The 17639-nt window shown below is 69.3% G+C and carries 11 protein-coding genes; 8 read left to right on the top strand and 3 right to left on the bottom strand.

Features of this window, described 5'->3' with window-relative positions; genetic code table 11:
- Positions 1–148 precede the first annotated feature (148 nt).
- From ppsA to J2X01_RS14750, 6 genes are all read left to right on the top strand, one after another.
- On the top strand, positions 149–2548 hold the full coding sequence (ppsA, locus tag J2X01_RS14775; RefSeq protein WP_310058869.1) for a phosphoenolpyruvate synthase: 2400 nt from the start codon (positions 149–151) through the stop codon (positions 2546–2548).
- Between the two features lie 192 nt (positions 2549–2740).
- Positions 2741–3373, top strand: a complete 633-nt coding sequence (locus tag J2X01_RS14770; protein WP_310058867.1) for a hypothetical protein — start codon at positions 2741–2743, stop codon at positions 3371–3373.
- A gap of 196 nt (positions 3374–3569) precedes the next feature.
- Complete coding sequence (locus J2X01_RS14765) at positions 3570–4286, top strand: YcnI family copper-binding membrane protein (RefSeq protein ID WP_374724978.1); 717 nt, start codon at positions 3570–3572, stop codon at positions 4284–4286.
- 101 nt (positions 4287–4387) lie between these two features.
- Entirely contained in the window at positions 4388–5029 is a 642-nt protein-coding gene (locus tag J2X01_RS14760; RefSeq protein ID WP_310058861.1) for a DUF4232 domain-containing protein, read from the top strand.
- A 141-nt stretch (positions 5030–5170) separates the two neighbouring features.
- Positions 5171–10237, top strand: a complete 5067-nt coding sequence (locus J2X01_RS14755) for an ATP-dependent helicase (protein ID WP_310058858.1) — start codon at positions 5171–5173, stop codon at positions 10235–10237.
- Entirely contained in the window at positions 10230–11087 is an 858-nt protein-coding gene (locus J2X01_RS14750; RefSeq protein ID WP_310058856.1) for a DNA-formamidopyrimidine glycosylase family protein, read from the top strand. Before J2X01_RS14755 ends, J2X01_RS14750 begins: the two co-directional genes overlap by 8 nt.
- Before the next feature lie 2 nt (positions 11088–11089).
- On the opposite strand, the gene yczE is transcribed toward J2X01_RS14750, so the two are convergent.
- A complete protein-coding gene (yczE, locus tag J2X01_RS14745) occupies positions 11090–11722 on the bottom strand; it encodes a membrane protein YczE (RefSeq protein ID WP_310058854.1) in 633 nt (210 codons plus the stop codon).
- A gap of 61 nt (positions 11723–11783) precedes the next feature.
- On the opposite strand from yczE, the gene yczR reads away from it, so the two are divergent.
- Positions 11784–13286, top strand: a complete 1503-nt coding sequence (gene yczR, locus J2X01_RS14740) for a MocR-like transcription factor YczR (protein WP_310058852.1) — start codon at positions 11784–11786, stop codon at positions 13284–13286.
- A gap of 157 nt (positions 13287–13443) precedes the next feature.
- Here yczR and J2X01_RS14735 read toward each other — a convergent pair whose 3' ends face one another.
- Entirely contained in the window at positions 13444–13887 is a 444-nt protein-coding gene (locus tag J2X01_RS14735) for a hypothetical protein (protein ID WP_310058850.1), read from the bottom strand.
- Between the two features lie 25 nt (positions 13888–13912).
- Positions 13913–15850 (bottom strand): primary-amine oxidase, encoded by a 1938-nt coding sequence (locus J2X01_RS14730; protein WP_310058848.1) that lies wholly within the window; start codon positions 15848–15850, stop codon positions 13913–13915.
- 274 nt (positions 15851–16124) lie between these two features.
- On the opposite strand from J2X01_RS14730, the gene J2X01_RS14725 reads away from it, so the two are divergent.
- Complete coding sequence (locus J2X01_RS14725; RefSeq protein WP_310058846.1) at positions 16125–17531, top strand: aldehyde dehydrogenase family protein; 1407 nt, start codon at positions 16125–16127, stop codon at positions 17529–17531.
- The last annotated feature ends 108 nt before the right edge of the window (positions 17532–17639 follow it).

Below are 17639 nucleotides of genomic sequence, written 5' to 3'. Positions count from 1 at the left end.
CGGTTAACAAATGTTGTGTGGGACACATCAGGTTGGAAACACCGGCCCGGACCTGTCACTGTGGACAGGACTTGTGCCCAATAACCGGTGACCACCACACGCGGGGCGGCCATTTTGGCCTGCCACCATCTGCAAAGGAGCAGCAACCATGACGACAGACATCCTGTGGTTCTCAGAACTCGGCCTCAAGGATCTGGACCGGGTGGGCGGTAAGAACGCCTCCCTCGGCGAGATGGTGCAGAATCTGACTTCTGCCGGCGTCCGGGTTCCGGACGGCTTCGCCACAACAGCAGACGCCTACCGCAGCTTCCTGGCCGATTCGGGCCTGGACCAGAAAATTGCCGACCGGCTGATCGGCCTGGACACCGATGACGTGACGGCCCTCGCCGCAGCGGGCCAGGAGATCCGCACGCTGATGCGCGAGACTCCCTTCCTGCCGGACTTTGAAGCGCAGATCCGCGCCGCGTACCAGAAGCTGGTGGAAAAGCACGGCGGCTCCGAGGACCTCTCCTGGGCTGTGCGCTCCAGCGCGACGGCGGAAGATCTTCCCGATGCTTCCTTCGCCGGACAGCAGGAAACCTTCCTGAACGTCCGCGGCATTGAGAACATCCTCGTCGCCATCAAGGATGTCTTCGCGTCCCTCTACAACGACCGCGCCATCGCTTACCGGGTGCACCACAAGTTCGAGCACGCTGAGGTGGCACTCTCGGCCGGCATCCAGCGCATGGTCCGTTCGGACGTCGGCGCCTCCGGCGTCATGTTCACCATGGACACCGAATCCGGGTTCCAGGACGCCGTCTTCGTTACCTCCTCCTACGGCCTCGGCGAGGCCGTGGTCCAGGGTGCCGTTAACCCGGATGAGTTCTACGTCTACAAGCCCGCCCTGGAGGCCGGCCGCCCCGCCATCCTCAAGCGCGGGCTGGGCGAGAAGGCGCTCCAGATGACCTACACGAGCAACCGCGAAATCGGCCACACCATTGACTTCGTCCCGGTTGAGGCCTCCTTGCGGAACCGCTTCAGCCTCACCGACGACGACGTCGAGCAGCTCGCCCGCCACGCCGTCGCCATCGAGAACCACTACGGACGCCCGATGGACATCGAATGGGGCAAGGACGGGATCGACGGCGGCCTGTACATTCTGCAGGCGCGCCCCGAGACCGTGCAGTCCCGCAGGACCTCGGGCAGCCTGAGCCGTTTCCGCCTCAACGGCTCCGGCCGCGTGCTCGTCGAGGGCCGCGCCATCGGCCAGCGGATCGGGGCCGGCAGCGTCCGCATCCTCACCTCGATTGACCAGATGGCCGCGTTCAAGACCGGCGACGTCCTCGTCGCGGACATGACCGACCCGGACTGGGAACCGATCATGAAGCGCGCCTCCGCCATCGTCACCAACCGCGGCGGGCGCACCTGCCACGCGGCCATCATCGCCCGGGAACTGGGGATTCCCGCCGTCGTCGGCACCGGGTCCGCCACGGATGTCCTCTCCGACGGACTGGACGTGACCGTCTCCTGCGCCGACGGCGAAACCGGCGTCATCTACGAGGGACTCATCGACTTCAGCGTCGAGGAAACCGAGATCACCCAGCTGCCCGAGGCCCCGGTCAAGGTCATGATGAACGTCGGCACCCCGGAGCAGGCCTTCACCTTCGCGCAGCTGCCCAACCACGGGGTTGGCCTGGCCCGGCTGGAATTCATCATCAACCGCCAGATCGGCATCCACCCCAAGGCGCTGCTGAACCTGGACGATCAGCCGGATGATGTCAAGGCGGAAATCCGCGAGCGGATCGCCGCGTACGACAGCCCGCGCGACTACTACATCAAGCGCCTCGCCGAAGGCGTGGCAACGATCGCCGCGGCGTTCGCGCCGGAGCCGGTGATTGTGCGGATGTCCGACTTCAAGTCCAACGAATACGCCAACCTCATCGGCGGGCCCGCCTACGAGCCGCACGAAGAGAACCCGATGATCGGCTTCCGCGGCGCCTCGCGGTACCTGGAGCCGTCCTTCCGGGACTGCTTCGACCTGGAGTGCGAGGCCCTGTCCTTCGTCCGCAACGAGATGGGCCTGACCAACGTCAAGCTGATGATCCCGTTCGTGCGCACCCTGGACGAGGCCAGCGGCGTTATCGGCCTGCTCGCAGAGAACGGCCTGCGCCGCGGCGAAAACGGCCTTGAGGTCGTCATGATGTGCGAGCTGCCGTCCAACGCGCTGCTCGCCGATGAGTTCCTGGACTACTTTGACGGGTTCTCCATCGGCTCTAACGACATGACCCAGCTGACCCTTGGCCTGGACCGCGATTCCGCCATCGTCGCCGGCAGCTTCGACGAGCGAAACCTTGCTGTCAAGAAGCTCCTGAGCATGGCGATCAAGGCCTGCAAGGCGCGCGGCAAGTACGTGGGCATCTGCGGCCAGGGGCCCAGCGACCACCCGGACTTCGCCGAATGGCTGGTCGAGGAAGGCGTCGACTCCGTCTCGCTGAACCCGGACACCGTGGTGGACACCTGGCTCCGGCTCGCCGGCGCGGCAGCCACTGCCGGCGCCACCGCCAGCTAATACGGTGATCTGACCCCAAGTCGGACAAGAACACCCCGGTCTTCGGACCGGGGTGTTTCTGCGTGCCAGCTAGTCCCCCGCGCCCGGGGACCCATTTCGCCCGGCAGAACCCTCCGGTAGGATCAGGAGCGGCCCCGCAACCCAATACGACCCCGCGGGGGCAACCATGGCCGCCGGTGAAGGGAGTGTTCCATGCGCATCGCTGCCAGGGCACCATTCCACGCCCTGCGCTCAGCCATGGTGGCATTCACCGTCCTGTCGCTGGCGGCCGGGGCCCACACCCTTGCCGGCGGAGCGCTGCCGTCCGCCGGCATCCTGCTCGCCCTGCTGGCCCTGACCGGGTTGGCTTCCACCACGGCGACGCGGCTGAAGCTAAACCTTCCCGCGATGGCGGGGCTGCTGGGTGCCGGACAACTCGTGCTGCATCAGGCCTTCACCGCCTTCAGCAGCCCGGCACTGGCCGGCGCCGCGTCCGGACCGGCCGGCGGCGTCCCCCCGCACCACCTCGGAACGGTTCCGCTCCCGGCCGGCGTTGACAGCCAGCTCGCGGCGTCGGGGCTGGATTCAGAACTTTCCCTGCTGATGCTGGCCGGCCACGCGCTGGCGACGCTTCTCTGCGCTTCCCTGCTCGCCAAGGGCGAGCAGGCGCTGTGGTCCCTGGCGGCCTGGCTCCGGCCGCTGCTCCGGCTCCCCGTTGCGGTGACGCCCGACGCCGTCGTTGTACCGGCAGCCACCGGCTGGCCGGGCGGGTCCGCGCCGCTGCCGTGGCGGAACCTCCGGCGCGATTGCCGCCGCGGACCGCCTGCCGCCGTCGCAGTTTCCTAATTCTTTCCGGCCGCGGCCCCGCGGTGCCCCCATCGGGCCCAAAACATCAGCACTGCCGCCCCGGTCGCCCCCCGTCTTAAGCGTCTGCCCCGGGCAGACGCACCCCTGAAAGGCAACCCTTGTGAAGATTTCCTCCAACCCCGTCCTGCGCCGCACCCTCACCGCCACCGCTGTCGCCGGCGGCACCGCTGCCCTGATGCTCGCCGGCATCTCCGGCGCCTCGGCGCACGTCGGCGTCACCCCTGACAAGACCACCGCCAACACGTACGCCCTGCTGACCTTCGGCATCCCGCACGGCTGCGAGGAGTCCGGCACTACCAAAGTGACCATCACCCTGCCCGCCGAACTCAACGATGCGCAGCCCACGGTCAACCCGAACTGGACGGCCGCCAAGGTCACGGAACAGCTGGCCGAGCCGAGGAAGCTCGCCGACGGCACCACCATCACCAAGCGGACCAGCCAGATCGTCTACACCGCCAAGGCACCTTTGGAACCCGCCCTCCGCGATGCCTTGGTACTTTCGGTGAAACTGCCCGACGCCGCCGGCCAGACCCTGTACTTCCCGACGCTGCAGAACTGTGAGGCCGGCCAGACCGACTGGTCGCAGCTCCCCGCCGAAGGGCAGGATCCGCACTCGCTCAAGGCGCCGGCACCGTCCGTCACCGTGACCGCCGCCGCGGCTGATGGCCACACTGCCCACGCCGCCAGCGCTGCGGACACCACCGCGACGCCCGTCCAGGCCGCAGCCGTGAGCGACGACGGCGCCCAGGCCCGGAGCTGGGCCGGACTTGCCGCCGGCGTTGGCGGCCTGGCCCTCGGCGGCCTGGCCCTGGCCCGGAGCCGGGGCAACACGTCCGCCCCCGTCCGCGCTTCGGCACCGGGCTCCGGACCCCACTCCGCACCCAAGGAGTAGCTAACCCGGATTGATGCCCGGAAATCACAATCCGGGCATCAATCCGGCGCCACCGTCGTGGCGTCGTTGACTCAGGCCATGGCGGGAATGATGGTGGTGCCATGACGGCTCAGCGAATCACGAACAGACTGGTATTCACGACGACGGTGGCAGCTGCGGCAGCGCTCTTCCTTGCCGGCTGCGGCACCGGCACGCCGCAGGCCCAGACGTCCAGCACCGCGGCGCCCGCCCCCGCAACCACAGCGAGCCAGCCGGCCACGTCCGGCGCGGCCACCGCCCCCATCTCCCCGGCCCCCGCTCCGGCGCAGCCCACGACCACCGCCCCCGGATTGTGCAAGGCCTCCGGCCTGACGGCCTCGATCGATTCCACCGGCGGCGGCGCGGCCGGCAGCATCTACATGAAGCTGATCCTGACGAACTCCGGCACCGAGCCATGCCTGTTGCGGGGCTTTGCCGGCGTCTCCCTCACCGCCGACGCCAACGGCGCCCCGATCGGCGCCCCCGCGGCCCGCGACGAATCCATTCCGGCCGCAGACGTCCTGCTCGCACCCGGGCAGGCGGGGGCCGCCACACTGCGCTACAGCCAGGCCGCCAACCACCCGGACTGCACGATGGCCCCGGCCGCCGGTTTCCGGGTCTACCCTCCCGAAGACACCGCTTCGCTGTTCATCGCCCAGCCCAGGGACGCCTGCAGCGACCCGGCCACCAGGCTGCTCACCATTGGTGTTTTCCAGGCCCAGTAACTCCCGGCGCTGTCGCTACCGCGCCCCGGCGGTGTCGGCCCCCGGTTGCCTGCGCACGCCGACGGCCGGGCGGCTGCCCGGCGATCCTGGCTCCCGGACGGCGCGCCATTTCCTGTCGGCGGGTTAAGGCATGATGGAGGAATGAAGCGGCAGGAGCTCGCCGGCGGGATACTCGCGGCCGACCCCATGGACCGGTTCAGCCGGCCGACCCGGGAGTGGTTCCTGGGTGCCTTCGCTGCGCCCACCCCGGCCCAGGACGGTGCGTGGAACGCGATCTCCTCCGGCGCGCATGCCCTCGTGGTCGCCCCCACGGGCTCCGGCAAAACGCTCGCGGCCTTCCTCTGGGCGCTCGACCGGCTGCTCGTCTCAGCCCCCGCCGAGCCCGAGGGCCTGCCCGGTCTGGACGCCGTGAAAGGCACCCGGCGAAGGACACCCAAACGCAAGACCCGGGTGCTCTACATCTCGCCGCTCAAGGCGCTGGGCGTCGACGTCGAACGCAACCTTCGCGCCCCGCTGATCGGAATCACCCAGACCGCCAAACGCCTCGATCTGCCCGCGCCGCTGATCACCGTCGGCGTCCGCTCCGGTGACACCCCGGCGTCGGAGCGCCGCTCGCTGCTGAACAGCCCGCCGGACATCCTGATCACCACGCCCGAATCGCTGTTCCTCATGCTGACGTCCAAGGCGCGGGAGACGCTGAGCGAGGTCGACACCATCATCGTCGACGAGGTCCACGCCGTCGCGGGCACCAAACGCGGCGCGCATCTGGCCGTGTCGCTGGAACGCCTGGATGCCTTGCTCGCAAAACCCGCCCAACGGATCGGGCTCTCGGCCACCGTGAAGCCCAAGGAGCTGGTGGCGCAGTTCCTCGCCGGCTCCGCACCGGTGGAAATCGTCGCCCCGCCCTCGAAGAAGAGCTGGGACCTGACAGTCTCCGTCCCTGTGGAGGATATGTCCGATCTGCAGGGCGCGGCCGGCGCGTTCGACTCGGGTCCGGCGTCCGGGCTGCAGCCGCAGGCCTCGATCTGGCCGCACGTGGAGGAGAAGATCGTGGACCTGGTGCTGGCCAACCAGTCCACGATCGTGTTTGCCAATTCGCGGCGGCTCGCCGAACGCCTGACCGCCCGGCTCAATGAGATCCATGCCGAGCGGCAACTGATGGCGGCGGGCGGCGGCTGGGGCGAGTTTGGCGCCGGGGCCCCCGACATCGAGTCCGTGCCGGCGCGAACACCCGCCGGCGGCTCCCCCGCGCTGCCACCGTCGGCGCGGCCTGCGTCCACCGCGACACCGGCGCACATGATGGCCCAGGCCGGCAGCACGGCAGGCGCGGATCCGGTCCTGGCCCGCGCCCACCACGGCTCGGTTTCCAAGGACCAGCGGGCCCTGATCGAGGACGACCTGAAATCCGGCCGGCTGCGCTGTGTCGTGGCCACGTCCTCGCTGGAACTCGGTATCGATATGGGCGCCGTGGACCTCGTGGTGCAGGTGGAATCCCCGCCGTCCGTGGCCAGCGGACTGCAGCGCGTGGGCCGCGCCGGTCACCAGGTCGGCGAAATCTCCCAGGGTGTGCTGTTCCCGAAGCACCGCGCAGATCTGGTGCACACCGCCATCACAGTGGAACGGATGCTCGCCGGCAAGATCGAGCGGCTCTACGTCCCCGCGAACCCGCTGGACATCCTCGCCCAGCAGACTGTCGCGGCCACGGCACTGGGTTCCATCGACGTGGAGGAATGGTTCGCCACGGTGCGCCGGTCGGCGCCGTTCGCGTCCCTCCCCCGCTCCGCGTTCGAGGCCACCCTGGACCTGCTCGCCGGCCGCTACCCTTCCGACGAGTTCGCCGAACTGCGTCCGCGGATCATCTGGGACCGGAACGCCGGCACCATCGAAGGGCGCCCCGGCGCACAGCGCCTGGCGGTCACCTCCGGCGGCACCATTCCGGACCGAGGGCTCTTCGGCGTCTACATCATCGGCACCGAGACGGAAGGGACCGGTTCCTCCGGATCCCCCGGCTCCGCGAGCGGGGACGGCCGGGCGGCCAGCCCGGCCGCCGCAGCGGCGAAGGGCGGCCGGCGGGTCGGCGAACTCGACGAGGAAATGGTGTACGAATCCCGGGTCGGTGACGTGTTCGCCCTGGGTGCCACCAGCTGGAAGATCGAGGACATCACCCACGACCGGGTCCTGGTCTCCCCCGCCTTCGGCCAGCCCGGGAAGCTCCCGTTTTGGAAGGGCGACTCCCTCGGCCGGCCCGTGGACCTCGGCCGCGCCCTGGGCGCGTTCGTGCGCGAGCTGTCCGCGTCCGACGTCGGACCGGCAATGGAACGCTGCAAGGCCAGCGGCCTGGACGATTTCGCTGCCAACAACCTGATCCAGTACCTCGCGGAGCAGAAGCTGGCCACCGAGGTGGTCCCCAGCGACACCACCCTGGTGGTGGAGCGGTTCCACGACGAGCTGGGCGACTGGCGGGTGGTACTGCACAGCCCGTTCGGCATGCCCGTGCACGCGCCCTGGGCCCTCGCCGTCGGGCAGCGGCTGCAGCAGCGCTTCGGGCTGGACGGCTCCGCAATGGCGGCCGACGACGGGATCGTGCTGCGCGTGCCGATGATGGAGGACGAGCCGCCCGGGGCCGAGCTGTTTCTGTTCGATCCGGAGGAACTCGAACAGATCGTGACCTCGGAGGTGGGCGGCAGCGCCCTGTTTGCCTCCCGCTTCCGTGAGTGCGCCGCCCGGGCCCTGCTGCTGCCCCGGCAGAATCCGGGCAAACGGCAGCCGCTGTGGCAGCAGCGCCAGCGCTCCGCACAGCTGCTGGACGTCGCCCGGAAGTACCCCACGTTCCCGATAGTGCTCGAGACGGTCCGCGAATGCCTACAGGATGTCTACGACCTTCCGGCACTGAAAGACATCGCGGCATCCATTGAGCGGCGCGAGCTCCGGATCCTGCAGACCACCACCCAGCAGCCCTCGCCCTTCGCCAAATCCCTGCTCTTTGGCTACGTCGCGCAGTTCCTCTATGAGGGCGATTCCCCGCTGGCCGAGCGCCGGGCCGCCGCGCTGGCGCTCGATTCGACCCTGCTGAACGAACTCCTCGGCCGGGTCGAGCTGCGCGAGCTGCTCGATGCCAAGGTCATTGACGCCACCGAGCTGGAGCTGCAGCGGCTTGCTCCGGACCGGAAGGTCCGCGGGCTCGAAGGCGTCGCGGACCTGCTCCGCCTGCTCGGCCCGCTGACCCCGGAGGACGTCGCCGCCCGGCTTGAACCGGCCGAGCCGGGCCCGGGGGTTGAGGTTGTCGAGGCGGCGGTCGCCGAACCCGCGGTCGAGGCCACGGCCCCGGTCGCCGATGCCGCCGCACACCTGGTGGCGCTCCAGCGCGCCAACCGCGCCATCAAAGTCAACATCGGCGGCGCCGAGCGCTACGCCGCGGTGGAGGACGCCGCCCGCCTGCGCGACGCCCTCGGTGTGCCGCTGCCGATGGGGGTGCCCCTGGCCTTCATCGAGCCGGTCGCCGATCCGCTCGGTGACCTCGTCTCGCGCTACGCCCGCACGCACGGGCCGTTCACCTCCGCCGAGGCGGCCGCCCGGCTGGGACTCGGCGTCGCCGTCGTCGGCACCGCGCTGAAGCGGCTCGCCGCGGACGGCCGGGTGGTGGAGGGCGAGTTCCGCCCGCATGCCGCGCCCCCGCCGGCACCGGCTCCGGAAGCCGAAGTCGGCGCCTCGGCCTCCGGCGCCGGGACCGCCGTGCCGCTGGCCCCGGCGCTGGCCGGAGTCAGTGAATGGTGCGATGCCGACGTCCTGCGCAAGCTCCGCCGCCGCTCGCTGGCCGCGCTGCGCGCCGAGGTCGAGCCCGTGGATGCCGCCGCCTATGGCCGCTTCCTGCCGGCCTGGCAGAACGTCCGTGTCCCGGGCAAACGCGGGCAGTCGGCGTTGCGCGGGCTGGACGGGATCATCACGGCCGTCGACCAGCTGTCCGGGGTGCCCATCCCGGCGTCCGCCTGGGAACCCCTGGTCCTTGCCAGCCGGGTGTCCGACTACCGGCCGGCCATGCTCGATGAGCTCATGGCTGCCGGCGAAGTGCTCTGGTCCGGCGCCGGTGCGCTCCCCGGCAACGACGGCTGGATCAGCCTGCATCTGGCCGATTCAGCGGAACTGACCCTGAACCCGGCCATCGACTTCGCGCCCGGCGACTCCCAGCAGCGGCTGCTGGACCACCTGCGCAACAACGGCGGCGGCTACTTCTTCCGGCAGCTGACAGAAGTCGCCGGCGGCATGGATTCGGTGCTCAGCGACCAGGATGTCGTCTCCGCGCTCTGGGACCTTGCCTGGGCCGGCCGGATCACGGGAGACACCTTCGCCCCGGTCCGGGCCATGATTGCCGGCGGCCACACCGCGCACCGGCAGGTCGCCCGCGCGCCCCGGGCCCGGGCCCCGAGGTTGAGCCGGCTGGGCCGCGCCCACGGCACCGGGTTGCTCGGATCCCCCGGGCTGACCGGCGGGCGGTACGGCTCCGTCACTGGCGTTTCACCCACTCCCCCGCTGGCCGCAGGCCGCTGGTCCGCGCTCCCGGCCCCGGCCCCGGAACTGGATGCCACCATCCACGCCCGGGCCACCGCCGAGCTGCTGCTGGACCGGTATGGCGTGGTCACCCGGGGCTCGGTCATGGCGGAAAACATCCTGGGCGGTTTCGGGCTGATGTACAAGGTCCTCGCCCGGCTGGAGGAAGCCGGCCGGTGCCGGCGCGGTTACTTCATCGAGCACCTGGGCGCGGCACAGTTTGCCGTTCCCGCGACGGTGGACCGGCTGCGCTCCTACGCCGACGACACGGAGCTGCACAAACCTGAACCGGTGGCCCTGGCCCTCGCCGCGACGGACCCCGCCAACCCCTATGGCGCAGCCCTGCCCTGGCCCGCACTGAACGTCGAAGCGGGAACGGGCCACCGTCCGGGCCGGAAGGCCGGCGCCCTGGTCGTACTGGTCGACGGCGCCCTGGTCCTCTACGTGGAGCGCGGCGGCAAGACCCTGCTGGCCTTCAGCCAGGATTCCGGGGTCCTTGCGGCGGCCGGCGCGGCGTTGGTCAGCGTGGTCACCAGGGGCGCGGTGGACAAACTGATCATGGAGAAGGTCAACGGCCACGGCATTCTCGACACGCCCGTCGCCGCAGCCCTGGCCCACGCCGGGGCCTACTCCACGCCCAAGGGACTGAGGATCCGTGCCTGAGGGCGATTCGGTCTTCCGCGCGGCCGCCCAGCTCCATGCCGCACTCGCGGGCCAGCAGCTCATCTCCTCCGACTTCCGCGTCCCGCGGTTCGCGACGCTCCAACTGGGCGGCTGGACGGTGACCGAAGTGGTCCCGCGGGGCAAACACCTGCTGATGCGGCTGGAGGGCCCGGCACGGCCCCGTGATGGCGTCCCGGCGGAACCGGACCGGCTGACCATCCATTCCCACCTCAAGATGGAAGGCGCCTGGCAGGTTTACCCTCCGGGCGGCCGCTGGCGGAAGCCCGGCTTCACCGCCCGCTGCGTGCTGCGCACCGCCGCGGCAGACGCCGTCGGGTTCTCGCTCGGCATCCTCGAAGTGGTCCGCACCTCGGAGGAGGACTCCATCGTCGGGCACCTGGGCCCGGATCTGCTGGGGCCTGACTGGGAACCGGCCGAGGCGGAGCGGCGGATCCGTGCCGCTCCGGAGGTCCCGATCGGCGTCGCCCTGCTTGACCAGCGGAACCTCGCGGGGATCGGCAACATCTACCGCTGCGAAGCCTGCTTCCTCTCCGGCGTGCATCCGGCGGCACCCGTCTCGGCCGTGCCGGACGTGGCGGCCATAATCACGGACGCCAAGTTGCTGCTGGAAGCCAACCTGGGGGCAGGGCGCCGGACCACTGTCCTGGGTCCGAGAGGCGTGGCCGTGGGCCGCACTTCGGGGCTGCCCGGCTACTGGGTCTACCGCCGCGAACACCAGCCGTGCCTGAAGTGCGGAACGCCGGTGCGGCGCGGAGTCCTCGCCAAGGCTCCGGGCACCCAGGAGCGGGACATCTACTACTGCCCGGGGTGCCAGCCGCTGCCGGACTGAACCTAGGGCGCGGTGACGGCCGGATCGGGCGCCGCCACCGGCAGCTCCGGCTTCGTCAGCTCCGGAACGGTGAACCGCTGCAGCAGGAGCTGCACCAGCGGGCCGATCGCCACGGCGTAGAGCACGGTCCCGATACCAATGGAGCCGCCGAGCACCCAGCCCGCGGCCAGCACCACAATTTCAATGCCCGTCCGGGACGTCCGCACGGACCAGCCGGTACGCTGCGCGAGTCCGGTCATCAGCCCGTCGCGGGCACCGGGTCCCAGCCGGGCACCGATGTAGCAGGCGGAGGCGATTCCGTTGAGCACAATGGCCCCCGCGAGCATGCCGGCCTGCCCGCCGGGGTGGGAGAACTCAGGGATCAGCGCCAGCCCGACGTCGGCGAAGACGCCCACCAGCACGGCATTGCACAGCGTGCCGATCCCCGGCCACTGCCGCAGCGGGATCCAGAGCAGCAACACTAGGAAGCTGACGATCACCACGACGGTGCCGATGCTCAGGCCGGTCTTGACCGCGAGCCCCTGATGGAACACGTCCCACGGGTCCAGACCGAGGCCGGCGCGGATGAACATGGCCAGCGACATGCCGTACATGGCGAGTCCGATTAGGAGCTGAAGGAGCCTGCGGGTCATCATGGTCCCCATCCTCCCCGACAACTGGCCTTGCATTCCAGAGCCAGTTTGAAATACTGGCCACATGTCCGGATCTTTAAGTCCCAGTGCGTTGTCCCGACTGCTCGGTGCGTGGAACCTCGGTGCCGCCCCGGCCTACCGGGAGCTCGCCGACGTCGTCCGCCTTCTCGTCCTCGACGGCCGCGTGCCGCTCGAGGTTGCGCTGCCCAGCGAACGGGCCCTGGCCGCGACGCTCGGTGTCAGCCGGACGACCGTCACCGCCGCCTACTCCCTGCTCCGCGAACAGGGCTTCCTCAGCAGCGGCCAGGGCAGCCGCGGCCGGACGTGCATCCCGCAGGCCGGTCCGCGCGGCAGCCGCGGCGGCGGCGTCCGTGCGAACCTCAGCGGCGCTCCCGGCCTGGCCGTTCCGGACGGAATTCTCGACCTTGCCTACGCCTCTCTGCCGGCCAGCGGAGAGGTGGTGCACCGGGCATTCGCCTCCGCCCTGACCGAACTTCCGGCAATGCTGCCCGGCTTCGGCTACGACGCACTCGGTGTGCACGCGCTGAGGGAGGCCATCGCGGGCCACTATTCGGCGGCCGGGGTACCCACCACGGCGCGGCAGGTACTGGTGACCTCCGGTGCGCAGCACGCCCTGAACATCGTGCTGCGCACACTGGCCGGCCGGTCCGACAAGGTCCTGGTGGAGCACCCCAGCTACCCCAATGCGATCGACGCCATCCGGGCCGCCGGCTGCCGGCTGGTGCCGGTGGCCATGCCCGCCGCCCACGCGGAGACCCGCTCCGGTGCCCGTCCGGGCTGGGACCTGGAGGCGATCGAGACCGCGCTGATGCAGCAGCGGCCCGCAATGGCGTATGTGGTTCCGGACTTCCACAATCCCACCGGGCGGTTGATGCCCGACTCCCAGCGGCGCCGCCTGGTCCGGGCCGCGGCCTCAGCGGGCACCGTCCTCGTTGTCGACGAGACACTGCGGGAGCTGAACCTCGACGGCGCCGTGTCCACGCCGCTGGCCGCGTTCAGCCCCGCCGTGGTCTCCATCGGTTCGCTCAGCAAGTCGCACTGGGCCGGGCTGCGGACCGGCTGGATCCGGGCCGAGGAATCCCTGATCCAGCGCTTCGCCGCCGCCCGCACCACCATGGATCTCGGCGGTCCGGTGGTGGAACAGCTCGCCGCGGCCCACCTTGTCAACGCGCTCGCCGAACCGCTCCCGGCGCGGCTGGCCTCGCTGCGGGAGAACCGGGATGCACTGCTGGACCTCATCGCCGAACGGTTGCCGGGCTGGGAGGCCGAACGGCCCGATGGCGGCTTGTCCGTATGGTGCAGGCTGCCGGCCCCGATCAGCACCGCACTCGCCGTGGTGGCCCCGGACTTCGGCATCCGGCTCGCGGCAGGACCCCGTTTCGGCACCGGCGGCGCGTTCGAGCACCATCTTCGGGTGCCGTTCACCCTGCCGCCGGAGCAGCTCGAAACCGCGGTGGCGGCGCTGCGGTCTGCCCAGGACAGGTTGGAGGCCTCACCGCAGCTGCGGCGCGATCTCGGAACCCCGCCCGCCGCGGCCATCGCCTGAACCACAACGCCGGCGCGCCCCGCGGACCCGGTCACGACCAGAACTGCTGCGCGCTTTTCGGTTTCTTCTCGGATGCTTGGACGAAACGCACGACGCCAACTGACGGAGCCGGGCGTTCGGACGACTTCTTGCGGACGGAAGTCGCGCCTGCCGGCACCTAACATTCGCCCTCGGTCAGGACGCGAGTCCTCAGCCGGGCAACGAGCGTCGCGGCGAGCAACGCCGTCGTGAGTTCCAGCCCGATGACCAGCAAGAGTTCAGCAGCGCCGGAGGTGTCCACAACCTTCGACGCCGGTCCCCCGCCGTGGGCGTGACCGGCGCCGCCCGATCCGAGTAGCAAGACGGTATGCAGGAACACCATCACCAGGGCCGAAATGGTGACCTGATGAAGGGCTCCCCTTCTGCTGTGACGCCAGATGTGCACCGTACAGGGGACACAGACGGCGGCCAGAGCAATCATGAGAGCGCCGAGCCAGGCGTCGTGGTGTCCCGAGGCCGCAAGCCACAGGTGCACGAGGCAGGACACGGCCGTAAGGGCTGCGCAGATTCGCGGGTGCAGGACGGGTCCGGCTGACCGGACCCGTCCCGCCGTCGTGGTCATTTCGTGATTCCTGACGCGAAGGCGTTTAGCTATGGCAGTGTCCGCCGGCGTCGCCATCGCCATGGCAGCCGGAGGACGGCTGCGAGCTGGCGGGCACGTCCAGGACGGGGCTGCGGTCGAAGAAGCCCTCCGGGCGGAGCTTGAAGCCGACGGTGTCCACCGGCATCATGGGCCAGTCCTCCACCCGGGGGAAGTGGGTCAGCCCGAAGGTGTGCCACACCACGATGTCCTGGCCGTCAATGTCGCGGTCCTGGGCGATGTAGGCCGGCAGGCCGGCTCCCCCGCTGTGCTGGTTGACGAAGTCGCCGGTGGGGTAGCGCTCCTCTTCTGCGTAGCGGGTGACCCAGAGGTCCTTGGTGGCGAACGCGGCGCGGCGTGCGATGGACGAGTCCGGGTCGGCCAGCAGCGTGGGCTGGTTCTGGGAGTGCAGCTTGTATCCGACGGGTTCGCCGAGCCGGTTCCGGGACTCCGGGTTGGAGATGATCCAGGTGCGGCCATTGGCGGCATCGGCCTCGCGGACGGCTTCTGATTCCCGGGTGAGGACCCTGCGCGTGCGGGAGAAGGCGTTGCCGCGGGGGTTTCCAACCCCCATGGCCTGCCGCAAGACGTCCTCTTCCTCGACCCTGTTGGTGAACCCATCGATGGCCATGTCCAGCCGGGCGCTGAAGATATGCTGGTGGAACGGCGCGCCCAGGCCCGGAGCGAGCTGCGAAATGTTGTCCGATCCGCCGTCGGGGAAGGCGGAGGTGAAGACGACGCCGGTGGCCTTGGCCTCGAATTCGATGGTGCCGTCGAGGTAGAGGTACCAGTAGAAGCCGTAGTCGTAGTTGCCGATCGTGGTGAAGAAGGAAATCACCAGGCGGCGGTTGCGGCGCGTGTAGTTGATGCCCGTGTACATATCTGAATGCTTGGACAGGATGCCCCAGTCCTCTTCGTGCATGCAGATGCCGTTGCGGATCTCCCGCGGATTGCCGAACGCGTCGCTGACCACCGGGCTGAGGTAGGTAATGTCGCCGAGGCAGTCGCAACCCAGTTCGAGCGAGTTGGCGTACTGGCCCACCAGGTATTCGCCGGTGTCGAAGTAGTTCTGCCAGGACCGGATCGGCGACGGATCACCGTAAGGAACCACCATCTCGGCGATGGAAGCCCTGTTGATGATGGGCCGGAGCCGTTCGCCGTCACGGAAGGCGATATTGTGCAGCACGATGCCTTCGCGGGCGTCGAAGCCGACGTCGAGACTCCACTTCTCCCACTCCACATGGTTTCCTCCGGAGACGGTGAAGCTGGGCCCGTCCGGCTGGGTGATGCTGATGGGCTTCTGGGTGGTCCGCAGCGGGCCGGTCAGCTCCGGATCGGTGTAGTTGCCGTGTTCAGCCGGCACAGGGAAGATGCCGGTGTCGATCACCCGGGTCACGGCTTTGCTAACGACGTCGACGTATCCAACCAGGCCATCGACCGGGTGCGCCCACGCGCTGTCCTCGGGAAAATCCTGCACGAAGGCAAGCCCTCGGAGGATGCGCCGGCCCCTCTCCTCCGGGTACTCATAAACACCGGCGGACAGCGGGGCGACGCGGACCTTGCTGACATCCAGGTTCCGGGCGGCCAAGGACTTGAGCCACCGTTCGTCCTCGGCCAGGAGCTGCTCGACAATTTCGAACTCCTCCTCCAGTACGGGAAGCTCTCCGGTGACTGTTGTGTCGAGCTCCAGGGCGGAGATCAGCGTCCCCGTGGAAACGGAAACAACCGCGTCCGTCGGCGCAGCACCCGACACGTCATGGATGAACGCGCGGAACCGACGGTCCTCCGCTTCCTGCCCCCGCGACGGATCCAGAAGGCCGAGATAAGCGATTCGCTTCTCCGGTCCCAGCAGGCCGTTAGCACTCAACAGCGACTGAGCTTCATGGATTTCGTCAGGGGACGCCAACGCGTGGCGGACGGCCGTTTGCAGTACTGAAGTTCGCATGGATCCTCCGGTTCGACTTCGAAACATTGTTTTTCTATGACTGTAGATAATACGCGATTGTGACCCGGCCCACAAGTGCAAGACGGGCCCTGAGATTTTTTTTCGACAGGTGTTGAAAAAAGATGACGGAGCTTCTAATGTGTGTTGTGTCACACGGCAGAATGTGCCGGACAGTGACGGCAGCGCGCTAAGAGCGCGCGGAGTGCGCCGATGGCCACCAGCAAAACCTCCCCCGTGACACGGGCAACCCCTTCCTCCCCCTAAAAGGAGCACGATGAGCACCAGCACAACCACCAGCACCATGGAACCGTCGCCGGGATCCAGCCGGACAATTCTGAACCCCGCCACCGGGCAGCCCGTCGGGGAGGCACCCGTCCACACTGTTGAGGACCTTGAGCGAGCGGTCGCCAGCGCCCAGGCCGCGCAGCCGGCGTGGGCAGCGTTGGGCCACGACGCCCGGTCCGCCGCCCTGCTCAGGGCCGCCGACGCCGTCGAACGCTCTGCCGAAGAACTCGCCCGGCTGCTCTCCCGCGAGCAGGGCAAACCGCTCAACGGCCCGAATGCCCGGTTTGAGGTCGGCGGCTGCGCCGCCTGGCTCCGCGCCGCCGCCGGCACTCCAATGGAGCCGGAAACCGTGGTGGACGACGGCGAGACCCGCGCCGAACTGCACTACCGGCCCATCGGCGTCGTCGGCGCGATCGGGCCCTGGAACTGGCCCATGATGATCACCATCTGGCAGATTGGGCCGGCACTCCGGATGGGCAACGCCGTGGTGGTCAAGCCCTCCGAATACACCCCGCTGTCCGTCCTGGCCCTCGTCGAAATCCTCAACCAGGAACTCCCCGAGGGCCTCCTCACGGTGGTCTCCGGCGGCCGCGACGTCGGCGAGGCCCTGGCCGGACACCCCGCGATCGGCAAGATCATGTTCACCGGCTCCACCGCCACGGGCAAGGCCATCATCAGGTCCTCCGCAGACACCGTCAAACGCCTCACCCTGGAGCTCGGCGGCAACGACGCCGGCATCGTGCTGCCCGACGCCGACCCCCAGGCCATCGCCGAAGGCCTGTTCTGGGGCGCTTTCATCAACACCGGCCAGACCTGCGCCGCGCTCAAGCGCCTCTACGTCCACACCGACATCTACGACGCAGTCTGCGAAGCCCTCACCAACGTCGCCGCCGCCATGCCCATGGGCGTGGGGCTCGACGAGAACAACGTGCTCGGCCCGCTGCAAAACCGCCAGCAGTACGACATCGTCGCCAGGCTCGTGGAAGCCGCCCGCGACTCCGGCGCCAAGATCCTGCTCGGCGGCAACCCGGACCCTGACCAGCCCGGATACTTCTACCCCACCACCCTCGTCGCCAACGTCGACAACGACAACCCGCTGGTCGCCGAGGAGCAATTCGGGCCCGCACTGCCCATCATCCGCTACACCACCGTGGACGACGCCGTGGCCAAGGCCAACGCGCTCGACGTCGGGCTCGGCGCCTCCGTCTGGTCCGCCGACCCCGCCGAAGCCCGCAAGGTCGCGGCGCGTCTCGAAGCCGGGACCGTGTGGATCAACGCCCATGGCATGGTCAACCCCATGATTCCCTTCGGCGGCTCCAAGCAATCCGGCTACGGACTCGAATTCGGCGTCGAAGGCCTCAAGGCCCTCGGCGTTCCGCAGGTCATCAACGGCTGACCCCGGCCGGGCGGCCCACCCGATTCCTCCTCCGGCAAAGAACGGCAACGTGATCACGCGTCCCGTTCCTGACGAACCCGGACTGCGTGGTCACTGGTCGGCCACCCC

It is taken from the genome of Arthrobacter ginsengisoli (assembly GCF_031456935.1).
Classification (GTDB): Bacteria; Actinomycetota; Actinomycetes; order Actinomycetales; family Micrococcaceae; genus Arthrobacter; species Arthrobacter ginsengisoli.
The sequence above is the reverse complement of the archived record's forward strand: the minus strand, read 5'-3'. Positions and strand labels throughout refer to the sequence as shown.

Coding starts and splice junctions, on each gene's coding strand:
- ppsA (WP_310058869.1), top strand. CDS start 149: ATGACGACAGACATCCTGTGGTTCTCAGAACTCGGCCTCAAGGATCTG.
- J2X01_RS14770 (WP_310058867.1), top strand. CDS start 2,741: ATGCGCATCGCTGCCAGGGCACCATTCCACGCCCTGCGCTCAGCCATG.
- J2X01_RS14765 (WP_374724978.1), top strand. CDS start 3,570: ATGCTCGCCGGCATCTCCGGCGCCTCGGCGCACGTCGGCGTCACCCCT.
- J2X01_RS14760 (WP_310058861.1), top strand. CDS start 4,388: ATGACGGCTCAGCGAATCACGAACAGACTGGTATTCACGACGACGGTG.
- J2X01_RS14755 (WP_310058858.1), top strand. CDS start 5,171: ATGAAGCGGCAGGAGCTCGCCGGCGGGATACTCGCGGCCGACCCCATG.
- yczE (WP_310058854.1), bottom strand. CDS start 11,722: ATGATGACCCGCAGGCTCCTTCAGCTCCTAATCGGACTCGCCATGTAC.
- yczR (WP_310058852.1), top strand. CDS start 11,784: ATGTCCGGATCTTTAAGTCCCAGTGCGTTGTCCCGACTGCTCGGTGCG.
- J2X01_RS14735 (WP_310058850.1), bottom strand. CDS start 13,887: ATGACCACGACGGCGGGACGGGTCCGGTCAGCCGGACCCGTCCTGCAC.
- J2X01_RS14730 (WP_310058848.1), bottom strand. CDS start 15,850: ATGCGAACTTCAGTACTGCAAACGGCCGTCCGCCACGCGTTGGCGTCC.
- J2X01_RS14725 (WP_310058846.1), top strand. CDS start 16,125: ATGAGCACCAGCACAACCACCAGCACCATGGAACCGTCGCCGGGATCC.